The sequence below is a fragment of the Burkholderia crassaminum genome, from assembly GCF_964265005.1.
Classification (GTDB): Bacteria; Pseudomonadota; Gammaproteobacteria; order Burkholderiales; family Burkholderiaceae; genus Burkholderia.
In genome coordinates this window covers 1,167,270-1,180,744 of sequence record NZ_OZ183799.1, presented here as the reverse complement: position 1 = coordinate 1,180,744, position 13,475 = coordinate 1,167,270, and the positions used below count along the sequence as shown (strand labels likewise).

Genomic DNA, 13,475 nt, shown 5'->3' with positions numbered 1-13,475 from the left:
GACCGGCCTTCACCGACAGGAGCCGCCATGCGTTTCAAGGCACCCAATCTTGCGACGGCGCAGCATTGGGCCAACGTGCTTCAGGTAGCGGGCATCGGTTGCGAGCTGCATAACTGCTACGCGACCGGCGCGCTGGGCGGCCTGCCCGCCGACGCGTGCACGCCCGAGCTGTGGCTCGACGACGAACGCGACGACGCGCTCGCGCGCCGGCTCCTCGACGCCGCGTCGCACGGCCCGTCGGCCGGTGCCGCGGCGTGGCGCTGCCGGCAGTGCGGCGAGGCGCTCGAAGCCCAGTTCACCGCGTGCTGGCAATGCGGCGCCGTACGCGACCCGCGCGACGATTGACTCACAGCAGAAAGGCCGGCATCAAGCCGGCCTTTTGCCTTTCATCGGGTACCGTACCGCCCCGTCACGACACCCAGACGGCGAGCGTCAGCATCAGCAGCAGAATCATCCACAGGATCACCGCGCGCCAGACGAGGCCAACTGCGGATTGCAGCGTACGCGGCGTGCAATCGTCGCCCACCGTCAACGGGCCGCTGTCACCGACCGCCAGCGCATCGAGGCTCGACGGTTCCGCGAGCGGCCCGGCGAGGCGTGCGCCGAGCGCTCCGCTACCGGCCGCCAGCAGGACGCCGTCGTTCGGATCGGGCCACTGGCGCGTGTGGTTGCGCCACGCGTAGATCGCGTCCTCGAAATTGCCGACGATTGCGAATCCGAGAGCGGTCAGTCGCGAGGGAATCCAGTCGATCACGAAGAACGCGCGCTGCGCGAACGTCGAGAAGGCCGCCGTGCGGTCGTCGCCCGGCGTCGACCAGCTGCGCGCGAGGTATTCGGAAATCCGGTACAGCACCGCACCGGCCGGGCCGATCGGCAGCACGTACCAGAAGAACACGCCGAACACGTGGCGATGCGATGCGACAACGGCGTGAATCAGCGTGTGGCGGACGATTTCGCCAACTGGCATGTCGACCGTGTCGATACCCGTCCACTCGTGCAGGATTTCGCGCGCACGCGGCACGTCATCGTTGTTGAGCGCGAGGTGGATGTCGGTGAAGTAGTGGCTGAACTGGCGGAAGCCGAGCGTGAAATACACGACGACGACGTTCCAGATGAACGCGAGCACGAAGCTCACCTTGTACAGCAGGAAATAGACCAGCGCGACGATCAGCACCCACGGCAGCACGACCGCGAGCCATGCGAGGATGCCGTGCTTCTGCTTGCCTGCGTCGAGACCATGCGCGACGGTTTCCGCATGAAACTGGAACAGCGCGAACACCGGATTGTTCGGCGACAACGCGCGGACCTGTTCGATGATGAGAGCGAGGAGAACCGAAAAGAAAGTCATGCGTGGCGCCGTCTTCGGAGTTATGTCATTTTTTGCATAACGATAGCACAGCGTAAGCACCGGATGGCTGCCGGCGCGGTCGCGCGGCAGCCATCCGCGCGCGCCAGCCGCCGTGTGCGCCTAGCCGGCGGCCAAGAAGCGGTACAGATTGCGCAACATGCCGGCAGTTGCGCCCCAGATGAAGTAATGCCCGCCGGGTTCGCCATTCGGATAGGGCATCGCAAAAAAACGACGCTCACCGCCTTCCCAGCGGAACACACGAACCTGATGGTTCGCGGGATTCATCAGGAATGCGAGCGGCACTTCGAAAATCTCGGCCACTTCGAAAGTGTCGGCCTGAACGGTGAACGGCGGATGCACGAGGCCGACCACCGGCGTCACGCAGAAGCCCGTGCCGGTCAGGTAGTCGGGCAACGCGCCGAGGATCTCGACACGCTCGTCTGCCAGCCCGATCTCTTCCTTCGCCTCGCGCAGCGCGGTTGCGGTTGCATCGCGATCGAACGGTTCACGACGACCGCCGGGGAAACTGATCTGTCCGGCGTGGTCGTTCAGGTGGTCAGCGCGCTGGGTCAGCAGCATGGTGAGGCCAGACTCGCGGACGACGAGCGGGACGAGGACGGCCGCGCTACGTGGATCGACGCCCTCCTGCAGTCTCGCTTCGCCGGGCTCGACACTCCATTCGAGCGCGCGTGCGAAACGGTCGCGCAGGCCGGACGGCGTCATCAGGCGGGAATCGATGGCCGGCAGGCCGGCGCCGGTGCCTTCGACGGGCAGGACTTCGGGATCGATGATGGGGCGGCGATTCAATGGGGCTCTCGGGTTCGTGTCGTATCGAGCATATTGTCGCGCCAGAATGAAAAAAGCACCCGGTTGGGTGCTTTTTCCTTACAGCTCTTACTCTTGGGAAGCTGCTGCGGCGCGATCCTTCGACACCAGCTTTTCCTTGATACGAGCCGACTTGCCCGAACGCTCGCGCAGGTAGTACAGCTTCGCACGACGCACATCACCGCGACGCTTCACGACGATGCTTGCCAGCAGCGGCGAGTACGTCTGGAACGTACGCTCGACGCCTTCGCCCGACGAGATCTTGCGGACGATGAAGTTCGAGTTCAGACCACGGCTGCGAATCGCGATCACGACGCCTTCGTAAGCCTGAACGCGCTTGCGGGTACCTTCAACCACGTTCACGTTCACGATCACCGTATCGCCCGGGGCGAAATCGGGAATCGTCTTGCCGGCGAGCGCGCGCTCGATTTCTTCCTGCTCAAGTTTTTCGATCAGATTCATTACTGACTCCTTATGCCATCGTGTCGGCGTTGGCACCCGCCTGCTTCCAGGCCTGGCCCCGATAGAGGATGGATTCACATCAGGTACCGCGCACGCATGCACGGCACCGCCAATTCCCGCCCGCGCAGCCGCCTCAGGAGGCGTTCTTCGCTTCGCGTGCGAGGTTCGCAAGCCACGCCTCGTCGGCCCGGCTCAACAACTTCTCGCGGCGCGCCCGGACGATCAGGTCCGGCCGCTTCCGCAATGTATTCCGCAAGGCTTCCTGCCGCCGCCACCGCTCGATCTCGGCATGATGCCCGCCGAGCAGCACATCCGGCACGCGCACGCCGTCGTATTCCTCCGGGCGCGTGTAGTGCGGACAATCGAGCAGCCCGTCGGCGAAACTGTCCTGCACGGCCGACAGCGAATCGTTCAGCACGCCGGGCAGCAACCGCACGACGGCATCCATCATCGCCATCGCCGGCAACTCTCCGCCAGACAGGACGAAATCGCCGAGGCTGATTTCCTCGTCGACGCAACGATCGAGCAGGCGCTGGTCGATCGCTTCATAGCGACCACACAGTACGACGACACCGGGTTCCTGCGCCATCCGCACCGCGCGATCGTGTGTGAGCGGTGCACCTTGCGGCGACATCATCACGACACGCGTGCTCGCGATGCCCTGCTCCGCCTGTGCCGCTTTCGCGGCATCGATCGCGGCTTCGAGCGGCCTGGCCAGCATCACCATGCCCGGACCGCCGCCGTACGGACGATCGTCGACCGTGCGGTAGTTGTCCGTCGTGAAATCACGCGGGTTCCAGGTGCGCAACCCGAAGCGCCCTTGCTTGACGGCCCGGCTGGTGATCCCCCAGTCGGTCAGTGCACGGAACATCTCGGGGAAGAGCGTGACGACGTCGAACTGCACCGCGCTCTCGGTAACCTGGTTCATTTCAGTAATCGGCTTCCCAGTCGACGACGATGCGACGCGCCGCCTGGTCCACCGTTTTGACGTATACGCCGACGAACGGAATCAACCGCTCGTCGGTGGTCGGCTGACCGTCTTTGCCGGTCGCCGGATACTCGACACGCATGATCGAATGCACGCCATTGTCGATCATCCCGCTCACCTTCCCGAGCGCCACCGATTGCTCGTTGACGACATCGAGACCGATCAGGTCGACCCAATAGAATTCGTCCGCGGCCAATGCCGGGAAATCTTCTCGACGCACGAACACGCGAAAGCCGCGCATGGCCAGCGCGGCATCGCGGTCGCTCACACCCTCGAGTTGCGCAACGACAGTATCGCTGTGCGTCTTCGACTGCATGATGCGAACGGAAAGCCGCTCCGCGCCGCGCTCCAGCCACCAGCGACGCGCCTTGAGCAGCGCATCGCCGCCGCGACCGGCGTCGGCATGCGCCGCCACCTTGACCCAGCCCTTCAGGCCATAGGCGTCGACCACCGCCCCGACCTCGACGGCATCGTCGGGCCAGGCTTGCGCCACCTCGAGACTACCCTGCTCGGCAGCCTCACCGGCGTTCGCGACAGCGTCGCGCTCGACCGGCTTGCGGACGAATGCGCCAAACGACGCACGCCCGCGCCTTGCATTACCGGAATCGTGACCCGCCATCAATGCACCTCACAGCCGGCACGACCGGCACACCGTGCCATGTCAGGCAGCCGGTTGCGCCTTTTGCGCTTCCTTCACGAGACGCTCGACGGTCGGCGACAGTTGCGCGCCAACGCCTTGCCAGTACGTCAGGCGATCCTGAGCGATACGCAGCGATTCGCCCTTCGTAGCGACCGGGTTGTAGAAACCAACGCGCTCGATGAAGCGGCCGTCACGACGGTTGCGCGAATCGGTAGCGACGATGTTGTAGAACGGGCGCTTCTTCGAGCCGCCACGAGCCAGACGGATGATAACCATATGATGTCCTTCGGAAAACCGGGTTCGAAACTACTGAAACACGCGATTATAGCCGGAAACCAGAGGTACAACAAACACTTACGCGTAAAAAATCCGCGGGCGGCCTGTCAGGCGGGCATACAATCGTCGTGTCCGGGACGCTCCACACCGTCATGCCGCCCCTTCGCGCCGCCTCGATGCGCCGCGCGCAGCACCGTTTCGCGGCGCTGCTTGCCGGTCTCGCCTGCCTCGCATCCGCACCGGCGCTTGCCGCGCCGTTGCCGGTGGGCGAACTCGTCGTGCCGCCCGGCTTCCACGTCGAAGTGCTGACCGATGCGGTACCGACCGCGCGCGAAATGGCGTGGTCGCCGCGCGGCATCCTGTATGTCGGCACCCGGGAAGGCCGCGTGCATGCGTTCGTGATGCACGAGGGCCGGATCAGCGCGCGCTACGTGATCGCGTCCGGGCTCGACATGCCCGTCGGCGTCGCCTACCGTAGCGGCGCACTCTATATATCAGCCGTCTCGCGCATCCTGCGCCTCGATCACATCGACGACCGGCTCGCCACACCGCCCACACCCGCCGTCGTAACCGACGCGCTGCCGACCGAACACCATCACGGCTGGAAATTCATCGCATTCGGCCCTGACGGCAAGCTGTACGTGCCGACCGGCGCGCCATGCAACGTCTGCCTCGCCGATCGCAGCCGCTACGCGATCATCGCACGCATGAAGGCGGACGGTAGCGGGAACGAGGTTGTCGCGCGCGGCGTACGCAATACGGTCGGCTTCGCGTGGCACCCCGATTCGGGTGAGCTGTGGTTTACCGACAACGGGCGCGACATGATGGGCGACGACGTGCCCGACGACAAGCTGAACCGCGCCCCGCGCGCCGGGCTCGACTTCGGCTTTCCGTACTGCCATGGCGGCGACACGCCCGACCCCGAATTCGGCAGTGCCGACGTATGCCGCCGCTACGTGCCGCCCGTATTGAAGCTCGGCGCGCACGTTGCCGCGCTCGGCATGCGCTTCTATACCGGGCCGATGTTTCCGGCGTCGTATCGCAATAACGTGTTCATTGCCGAACACGGCTCGTGGAACCGCAGCACGAAGGTCGGCTACCGCGTGATGCGTGTGATCGTGTCGGCGGACGGCAGCCAGGCGCGCGAGACGCCATTCGTCACGGGCTGGCTGCGGCCCGACGGCACGGTATGGGGACGCCCGGCCGACGTACTGCCGCTACCGGACGGCTCGCTGCTCATCAGCGACGATTACGCCGGCGCCATCTACCGCGTGACCTATGCGGCACCTTGACGCAGGCAAGGGATGACCGGGCCCGACCGGGCATCGTAGAATGCGTGCCGGGCCGCGTGCCCGCGCCGGCCCGCCGGCCACCCATGCCAACGACAATACGCCGCCATCCATGTCCAGCAGCACCGCACCGTCCCGCCGCTTCCGCTCCAAGACGCTCACCGCCGCCCTCGCGTTCCTGTTCGGATCGCTCGGCGCGCACCGCTTCTATCTGTATGGCTTTCGCGACGTGTACGGCTGGGCGCACCTGCTTGCGACGATCGTCGGCATCCCGGGCTTCCTCTTGCTCGCCGCGACCCAGCGCAGTGCCGGCCTCGGCTGGTGGCTCGCGGTACCCGGCGCAATCTCGCTGCTGGCCGCATTCCTCGCCGCGCTCGTCTACGGGTTACGCCCCGACGAAAAATGGGACGCGCAATTCAATGCGGAGACGGGCAAGCACAGCAAGTCGGGCTGGACCGTGATCTTCGTGGTGATCTTCTCGCTGCTGATCGGTGCGTTCCTGCTGATGACGGCGCTCGCGTTGTCGTTCCAGACGTATTTCGAGTCGCAGGTCGAAGCGGCCAAGCAGATTTCGCAGTAAGCGCAACGAACGCGACGTACCGGCACCCTGCGCCGGTTTAGCGCGCTGGTCAGAACAGGTTCAATTGCATGTCGTCGCGCGACTGCGTCGACCGCGTGCCGGCCGAACGACCAGCAACGCGCGGCACCGGCACCGCAGCAGCCGACGCGCCCCGGAACTGCGACAGATCGAGAATGCCGTTCGTGCGCTCGTTCATCCCGAGCCGCTTGACGGCCTGGCGGAAACGCTGCCGCAGCAGGTCGGCCCAGATCCCCTCGCCTTTCATCCGTTTCGAGAAATCCGAGTCGTAGTCTTTCCCGCCGCGCATGTCGCGCACGCGGTTCATCACGCGCTCCGCGCGGTCGGGAAAATGCGCGGCAAGCCAGTTCTTGAACAGCGGCGCGACTTCCCACGGCAGCCTCAGGATGATGTAGCTCGCATGCGTTGCGCCGGCTTCCGCGCACGCCTCGAGCACGCGCTCCATATCGGGCTCGGTGACGAACGGAATCATCGGTGCAATGCTCACGCCGACCGGCACGCCTGCCTCGCTCAGCGCACGGATCGTGCGCAACCGGCGCGCCGGCGTCGCCGCGCGCGGCTCGAGCGTGCGCGCGAGATCGGCATCGAGCGTCGTGATCGTGACCGCCGCCATCACCTGCCTGCGTTCGGCCATCGGTGCGAGCAGGTCGAGATCGCGCTCGATCAGCGACGACTTCGTGATCGCCGCGAACGGCAGCCCGCGATCGTGCATCACCTGGATCACGCTGCGCGTGATGCGCAGGTCGCGCTCGACCGGCTGGTAGGCGTCGGTGTTGACGCCGAGCGCGATCGGCTCCGGCACGTAGCGCTTGCGCGCAATCTCGCGCTCGAGCAGTTCGGCCGCATTGACCTTCGCATAGATGCGGCTTTCGAAATCGAGCCCCGGCGACAAGCCGAGATAACTGTGCGTCGGACGCGCAAAGCAGTAGATGCACCCGTGCTCGCAACCGCGATACGGATTGAGCGATACGCTGAACGGAATATCGGGCGACTGGTTGTGCGTCAGGATGCTCTTCGCCCGCTCCTCGAATACCTGCGTGCGCAGCGGCGCGGGGAAATCGGCATCGTCCGACTCGTGTGTCCAGCCGTCGTCGACCGCTTCACGCTGCGCGATTTCGTATCGCCCCTGCAGGTTGTCGACCGCACCGCGCCCCTTGCGGGGCACGGGCGGCGCTATCGGAAATTCGTTGTCGGATCGATCGACCATGTACCCACCCATTCGCCTGCGCCCAATACTGTACATTTATACAGTATTGGGCGCAGCGTGCCAAGGGCGGGATAAAGAGCCCGACAACCTGCCGCAGGCGCGTCAGTCGCCCACGGCGATCGTCAGCGTTTCCTTGATTTCTTCCATCACGACGTAGCTCTTCGACTGCACGGCGCCGGGCAACTGCAGCAGGATGTCGCCGAGCAGCTTCCGGTAGTCGGCCATCTCGCCGATCCGCGCCTTGATCAGGTAGTCGAAATCGCCGGACACGAGATGGCACTCGAGCACCTCGTCGATCTTCATCACTTCCCGGCGGAATTGCTCGAACATGTTGCCACCCTTGTGGCCGAGCGTAATCTCGACGAACACCAGCAGCGAGGCACCCAGCTGGTGGGGATCGACACGCGCGTGATAGCCGGTGATCACGCCATCCCGCTCCATGCGCCGTACACGCTCGATACACGGCGTGACGGTCAGTCCGACCTGTTCCGCGAGGTCTTTCATCGCCATCCGGCCGTCGTCCTGGAGCAGTTTCAGGATGCGCCGGTCGAGCTTGTCGAGCGAGCGTACGGGCTGACGTTGCGTTCTCATTTGTTTATGCTGAAAACCTGAAAAATACGATAACAAAACCTACACATTCGACAATACCATAGCGCAAAAAACTAGATCAGCTAGAGGTTACACGGAGCCGCAGGTGCGCCCGGCCTCGACCTGGTCCCTTCCATCTGGAGCAGCTATGCGAGTCGTCATTCTGGGCAGCGGTGTGGTGGGCGTGGCAAGCGCGTATTACCTCGCGCGCGCCGGTCATGAAGTCACGGTGATCGACCGGGAGGCCGGCCCGGCGCTCGAGACGAGCTTCGCGAACGCTGGCCAGATCTCCCCTGGCTATGCCGCGCCGTGGGCCGCACCCGGCGTGCCGCTGAAGGCCGTCAAATGGATGTTCGAGAAACACGCGCCGCTCGCGATCCGCCTCGACGGCACTCGCTTCCAGCTCCAGTGGATGTACCAGATGCTGCGTAACTGCACGGCCGAGCGCTATGCAGTCAACAAGGGCCGCATGGTTCGCCTTGCCGAATACAGCCGCGACTGCCTGCAGGCGCTGCGCGCCGATACCGGCATCGAATACGAAGGCCGCACGGGCGGCACGCTCCAGTTGTTCCGCACGCAGCAGCAACTCGACGGTGCAGCGAAGGACATCGCCGTCCTGAAGGAAGCGAACGTGCCGTTCGAACTGCTTTCGCCGGCCGACCTGAAGAACGCCGAACCGGCCCTCGCCGCTGTCTCGCACAAGCTGACGGGCGGCCTGCGCCTACCGGGTGACGAAACGGGCGACTGCCAGCTGTTCACGACGCGCCTCGCCGCACTCGCCGAATCGCTCGGCGTCAAGTTCCGCTACAACACGCCGATCGATGCGCTCGCGATCGCGGGCGGCAAGATCGCCGGCGTACAGTGCGGCAGCGAGACGGTGCGTGCGGACGCGTACGTCGTCGCGCTCGGCTCGTACTCGACCAGCTTCATCTCGAACCTGATGAAGATCCCCGTCTATCCGCTGAAGGGCTATTCGATCACCGCGCCGATCGTCAACGAAGCGGCCGCGCCCGTGTCGACGGTGCTCGACGAAACCTACAAGATCGCGATCACGCGTTTCGACCAGCGCATCCGCGTCGGCGGCATGGCGGAAATCGTCGGCTTCGACAAGAAGCTGCGCGCCGCGCGCCGCGAAACGCTCGAAATGTGCGTGAACGACCTGTTCCCGGGCGGCGGCGACACGTCGAAGGCCACGTTCTGGACAGGCCTGCGCCCGATGACGCCGGACGGCACGCCGATCGTCGGCCGCACGCCGGTGTCGAACCTGTTCCTGAACACCGGCCACGGCACGCTCGGCTGGACGATGTCGTGCGGTTCGGGCCAGCTGCTCGCAGACCTGATCTCGGGCAAGATGCCTGCGATCCAGGCCGACGACCTGTCGGTGCATCGTTACCTGAAGGAAGTGGCCGGTCAGACGCGCCCGGCGTACGCGTAAGCCGCGACGGCCTGCAATGCGGGCCCGGTCGGTGGCAAAAAGAAAGGCGCCCCTTGGGGCGCCTTTTTCATTTCGCGATAGTGTTGCGCGCGGTCAGAACTGATCTTCCGTCAACGCGAGCACGCCCTCGTTGCCCTTCGTGCCGACGATCGACGCTTCGAGCCCGCCTGCCTGCACCAGCACGTGCTCCGCATAGAGCTGCGCGATCGCAATCTTCGCATCGAAGAACGCCGGATCGCTCGAGCGGTTCGCCTGCGCGGCCACCAGCGCACGCGCCATCTGCCACCCGCACAGCACCACGCCCGCCAGCTTCAGGTACGGCACGCTGCCCGCGAACACCGCGTTCGGGTCCTGTTTCACGTTCGCCACCACGTAATCCACCACCGACGACAGCGCCTTCGCGCCCTTCTCCAGCTGCACCTTCATCGACGCGGCCGCCGCGCCGTCCAGCTTGTCCAGCGCCGCGACCGTCCCGCCGATCTCCGCGATCAGCGCCTTCGCCACCGCGCCGCCGTCGCGCATCGTCTTGCGACCCACCAGGTCGTTCGCCTGGATCGCCGTCGTGCCTTCGTAGATCGCCAGGATCCGCGCATCGCGATAGTACTGCGCCGCGCCCGTCTCCTCGATGAAGCCCATCCCGCCGTGCACCTGCACGCCCAGGCTCGCCACGTCGTTCACCATCTCCGTGCTCCAGCCCTTCACCACCGGCACCAGATACTCGTAGATTGCCTGATGACGGCCACGCGTCGCCTCGTCCGAATGGCGGTGGGCAATGTCGCTGTGCGCCGCGGCCACGTAAGCCAGCGCCCGCGCGCCTTCGGTCAGCGCGCGCATCGTGCCGAGCATGCGGCGCACGTCCGGGTGATGGATGATCGTCACCGACTGCTTCGCCGAACCGTCCACCGGGCGGCTCTGCACGCGTTCCTTCGCGAATTCCGCGGCCTTCTGGTACGCGCGGTCGGCCACGCCGATCCCCTGCATCCCGACGCCGAAGCGCGCCGCGTTCATCATGATGAACATGTATTCGAGGCCGCGGTTCTCCTCGCCGATCAGGTAGCCGATCGCGCCGCCGTTATCGCCATATTGCAGCACCGCCGTCGGGCTCGCCTTGATCCCGAGCTTGTGCTCGATCGACACGCAGTGCACGTCGTTGCGCGCGCCCAGCGAGCCGTCCTCGTTGACCATGAACTTCGGCACGATGAACAGCGAGATGCCCTTCACGCCTTCCGGCGCGTTCGGCGTGCGCGCCAGCACCAGGTGGACGATGTTGTCCGCCATGTCGTGCTCGCCCCACGTGATGAAGATCTTCGTGCCGAACACCTTGTACGTGCCGTCGCCCTGCGGCTCGGCGCGCGAGCGCACCAGCGCGAGATCCGAGCCCGCCTGCGGCTCGGTCAGGTTCATCGTGCCGGTCCATTCGCCCGAGATCAGCTTCGGCACGTAGCGCTGCTTCTGCTCATCGGTGCCGGCCGTCAGCAGCGCCTCGATCGCGCCGTCGGTCAGGAGCGGACACAGCGCGAACGACAGGTTCGCCGCGTTCAGCATCTCGATGCACGGCGTCGCGATCAGCTTCGGCAGCCCCTGGCCGTCGTATTCGGACGGGTGCTGCAGCCCCTGCCAGCCGCCTTCGACGAACTGGCGGAACGCTTCGCCGAAGCCCGGCGTCGCGGTCACGACGCCGTCCTTCCAGCTGCTCGGATTGCGGTCGCCTTCGACGTTCAGCGGCGCCAGTACCTCGCCGCAGAATTTCGCGGATTCGTCGAGCACGGCCTGCGCCGTGTCGTAACCGGCATCCTCGAAACCGGGCAACTGCGCGACGGCGTCGATGCCGGCCAGTTCCTTCAGCACGAACAGCATGTCCTTGACGGGGGCGTTATAGCTCATGGTGCGTCTCCCTCTTCTCTCTTCTGTCGATGGCGAAAAAAAGGGGCGCTCGTCGCGCCCCTCTTCTCATGTGCTTACCGCTGAAGCGTCACGTCGCGTCAGCCGAGCTCGGTCACGAGCTCCGGCACGAGCGCGAACAGATCGCCGACGAGGCCGTAGTCGGCCACGCTGAAGATCGGTGCTTCCGGATCCTTGTTGATCGCGACGATCACCTTCGAATCCTTCATGCCGGCCAGATGCTGAATCGCACCCGAGATGCCGACCGCGATGTACAGCTGCGGCGCGACGATCTTGCCGGTCTGGCCAACCTGGTAGTCGTTCGGCACGTAGCCGGCGTCGACTGCCGCGCGCGATGCGCCGAGTGCCGCGCTAAGCTTGTCCGCCAGCGGCTCCAGCACCTTCGTGTAGTTCTCGCCGCTACCCAGACCACGGCCGCCCGACACGATGATCTTCGCGCTGGTCAGCTCCGGACGGTCCAGCTTCGTCACTTCACGGCTCACGAACTGCGACTTGCCGGCGTCGGCTGCCGCTTCGATCTTCTCGACCGTCGCGCTGCCGCCTTCGGCTGCAACCGGGTCGAAACCCGTCGCACGCACCGTGATGACCTTGATCGAGTCGCTCGACTGCACCGTCGCGATCGCGTTGCCCGCGTAGATCGGGCGCTCGAACGTGTCGGCCGAATCAACCGCCGTGATGTCCGAGATCTGCGCGACGTCCAGCTTCGCGGCGATACGCGGCGCGATGTTCTTGCCATAGGCCGTGGCCGGCGCGAGGATATGCGAGTAATCCTTCGCGATGTTCAGCGCGGTCGCCTCGACGTTTTCCGCCAGGCCCGCTTCGAGTTGCGGCGCGTCGGCCAGCAGTACCTTCGACACACCTGCGATCTTCGCCGCTGCGTCCGCAGCCGCTTGCGCGTTGTGGCCCGCGACCAGCACGTGGATGTCGCCACCGATCTTCGCTGCCGCCGCCACCGTGTTCAACGTCGCGGCCTTGACCGACGCGTTGTCGTGTTCTGCAATCACCAGAATCGTCATTTCTTTGCGCTCCCTCTTACAGCACCTTGGCTTCGGTCTTCAGCTTCTCGACCAGCGTCTTCACGTCCGGCACCTTCACGCCGGCTGCGCGCTTCGGCGGCTCGACGACCTTCAGCGTCTTCAGACGCGGCGCGACATCCACGCCGAGGTCTTCCGGCTTCACGGTTTCCAGCGGCTTCTTCTTCGCCTTCATGATGTTCGGCAGCGTCACGTAGCGCGGCTCGTTCAGGCGCAGGTCGGTGGTGATCACGGCCGGCAGCGACAGCGACAGCGTTTCCGCACCGCCGTCGACTTCACGTGCAACCGTTGCCTTGCCGTCGGCCACCGTCACCTTCGACGCGAACGTCGCTTGCGGGAGACCGGCCAGCGCAGCCAGCATCTGGCCCGTCTGGTTCGAATCATCATCGATCGCCTGCTTGCCGAGGATCACCAGTTGCGGCTGTTCCTTGTCGACCAGCGCCTTCAGGATCTTCGCGACGGCCAGCGGCTCGACGCTGTCGTTCGATTCGACGAGGATCGCGCGATCCGCGCCGATCGCCAGCGCCGTGCGCAGCGTTTCCTGCGCTTGCGTGACACCTACCGACACGGCGATCACTTCGGTCGCCACGCCCGCTTCCTTCAGGCGCACGGCTTCTTCAACGGCGATTTCGTCGAACGGGTTCATCGACATCTTCACGTTCGCGATGTCGACACCCGTGTTGTCCGACTTCACGCGGACCTTCACGTTGTAATCGACCACTCTTTTCACTGGCACCAGGATTTTCATGCACACGCTCCAAAGTTACGAATACGACCAGAGGCCATTCTATAGCGAGGCCTCATGACTGCGCGGCCAAGCGGACCCAACCTTCGTGGTTGTCGAGAATACCGCTTCTTGGCGACGCGCCAATGATAGCGAACG

At 65.1% G+C, this 13,475-nt stretch carries 15 protein-coding genes; 4 read left to right on the top strand and 11 right to left on the bottom strand.

Features of this window, described 5'->3' with window-relative positions; genetic code table 11:
- Positions 1 to 27 precede the first annotated feature (27 nt).
- A complete protein-coding gene (locus ACPTTF_RS05435) occupies positions 28 to 345 on the top strand; it encodes a DUF2007 domain-containing protein (RefSeq protein WP_423370495.1) in 318 nt (105 codons plus the stop codon).
- Between the two features lie 64 nt (positions 346 to 409).
- Here ACPTTF_RS05435 and ACPTTF_RS05430 read toward each other — a convergent pair whose 3' ends face one another.
- The 6 genes from ACPTTF_RS05430 to rpsP all read right to left on the bottom strand — a co-directional run bounded on the left by ACPTTF_RS05430 (position 410) and on the right by rpsP (position 4,539).
- Positions 410 to 1,348 carry a CobD/CbiB family protein gene (locus ACPTTF_RS05430; protein WP_166957540.1) on the bottom strand — a complete coding sequence of 313 codons (939 nt, stop codon included), beginning with the start codon at positions 1,346 to 1,348 and terminating at the stop codon, positions 410 to 412.
- Between the two features lie 120 nt (positions 1,349 to 1,468).
- Entirely contained in the window at positions 1,469 to 2,155 is a 687-nt protein-coding gene (locus tag ACPTTF_RS05425) for a CoA pyrophosphatase (RefSeq protein WP_423370494.1), read from the bottom strand.
- A gap of 87 nt (positions 2,156 to 2,242) precedes the next feature.
- On the bottom strand, positions 2,243 to 2,635 hold the full coding sequence (rplS, locus tag ACPTTF_RS05420) for a 50S ribosomal protein L19 (RefSeq protein ID WP_166957536.1): 393 nt from the start codon (positions 2,633 to 2,635) through the stop codon (positions 2,243 to 2,245).
- Positions 2,636 to 2,768: 133 nt separating this feature from the next.
- On the bottom strand, positions 2,769 to 3,563 hold the full coding sequence (trmD, locus tag ACPTTF_RS05415; protein WP_043181891.1) for a tRNA (guanosine(37)-N1)-methyltransferase TrmD: 795 nt from the start codon (positions 3,561 to 3,563) through the stop codon (positions 2,769 to 2,771).
- A gap of 1 nt (position 3,564) precedes the next feature.
- Positions 3,565 to 4,242 carry a ribosome maturation factor RimM gene (rimM, locus tag ACPTTF_RS05410; RefSeq protein ID WP_166957534.1) on the bottom strand — a complete coding sequence of 226 codons (678 nt, stop codon included), beginning with the start codon at positions 4,240 to 4,242 and terminating at the stop codon, positions 3,565 to 3,567.
- 42 nt (positions 4,243 to 4,284) lie between these two features.
- Positions 4,285 to 4,539: a 30S ribosomal protein S16 gene (gene rpsP, locus ACPTTF_RS05405; RefSeq protein WP_006050280.1), complete on the bottom strand. Its 255-nt coding sequence runs from the start codon at positions 4,537 to 4,539 to the stop codon at positions 4,285 to 4,287.
- Between the two features lie 152 nt (positions 4,540 to 4,691).
- On the opposite strand from rpsP, the gene ACPTTF_RS05400 reads away from it, so the two are divergent.
- Both ACPTTF_RS05400 and ACPTTF_RS05395 read left to right on the top strand, forming a co-directional pair.
- Complete coding sequence (locus ACPTTF_RS05400; RefSeq protein WP_423370493.1) at positions 4,692 to 5,831, top strand: PQQ-dependent sugar dehydrogenase; 1,140 nt, start codon at positions 4,692 to 4,694, stop codon at positions 5,829 to 5,831.
- A 109-nt stretch (positions 5,832 to 5,940) separates the two neighbouring features.
- The gene (locus ACPTTF_RS05395) at positions 5,941 to 6,408 is read left to right on the top strand and encodes an NINE protein (protein ID WP_060062168.1); all 468 of its coding nucleotides are present in this window, start codon (positions 5,941 to 5,943) and stop codon (positions 6,406 to 6,408) included.
- A gap of 49 nt (positions 6,409 to 6,457) precedes the next feature.
- Here the strand turns inward: ACPTTF_RS05395 and ACPTTF_RS05390 are convergent, their stop codons facing one another.
- Positions 6,458 to 7,645: a PA0069 family radical SAM protein gene (locus ACPTTF_RS05390; RefSeq protein WP_423370492.1), complete on the bottom strand. Its 1,188-nt coding sequence runs from the start codon at positions 7,643 to 7,645 to the stop codon at positions 6,458 to 6,460.
- A gap of 90 nt (positions 7,646 to 7,735) precedes the next feature.
- Entirely contained in the window at positions 7,736 to 8,224 is a 489-nt protein-coding gene (locus ACPTTF_RS05385; RefSeq protein ID WP_166957528.1) for an Lrp/AsnC ligand binding domain-containing protein, read from the bottom strand.
- Positions 8,225 to 8,369: 145 nt separating this feature from the next.
- Here ACPTTF_RS05385 and ACPTTF_RS05380 point away from each other — a divergent pair, with 145 nt between their 5' ends.
- On the top strand, positions 8,370 to 9,656 hold the full coding sequence (locus ACPTTF_RS05380; protein WP_166957526.1) for a D-amino acid dehydrogenase: 1,287 nt from the start codon (positions 8,370 to 8,372) through the stop codon (positions 9,654 to 9,656).
- A 93-nt stretch (positions 9,657 to 9,749) separates the two neighbouring features.
- Here ACPTTF_RS05380 and ACPTTF_RS05375 read toward each other — a convergent pair whose 3' ends face one another.
- The 3 genes from ACPTTF_RS05375 to ACPTTF_RS05365 all read right to left on the bottom strand — a co-directional run bounded on the left by ACPTTF_RS05375 (position 9,750) and on the right by ACPTTF_RS05365 (position 13,340).
- Complete coding sequence (locus ACPTTF_RS05375; protein WP_423370491.1) at positions 9,750 to 11,540, bottom strand: acyl-CoA dehydrogenase; 1,791 nt, start codon at positions 11,538 to 11,540, stop codon at positions 9,750 to 9,752.
- A gap of 98 nt (positions 11,541 to 11,638) precedes the next feature.
- A complete protein-coding gene (locus tag ACPTTF_RS05370) occupies positions 11,639 to 12,574 on the bottom strand; it encodes an electron transfer flavoprotein subunit alpha/FixB family protein (protein ID WP_423370490.1) in 936 nt (311 codons plus the stop codon).
- A 16-nt stretch (positions 12,575 to 12,590) separates the two neighbouring features.
- A complete protein-coding gene (locus ACPTTF_RS05365) occupies positions 12,591 to 13,340 on the bottom strand; it encodes an electron transfer flavoprotein subunit beta/FixA family protein (RefSeq protein WP_423370489.1) in 750 nt (249 codons plus the stop codon).
- Between the last annotated feature and the right edge of the window lie 135 nt (positions 13,341 to 13,475).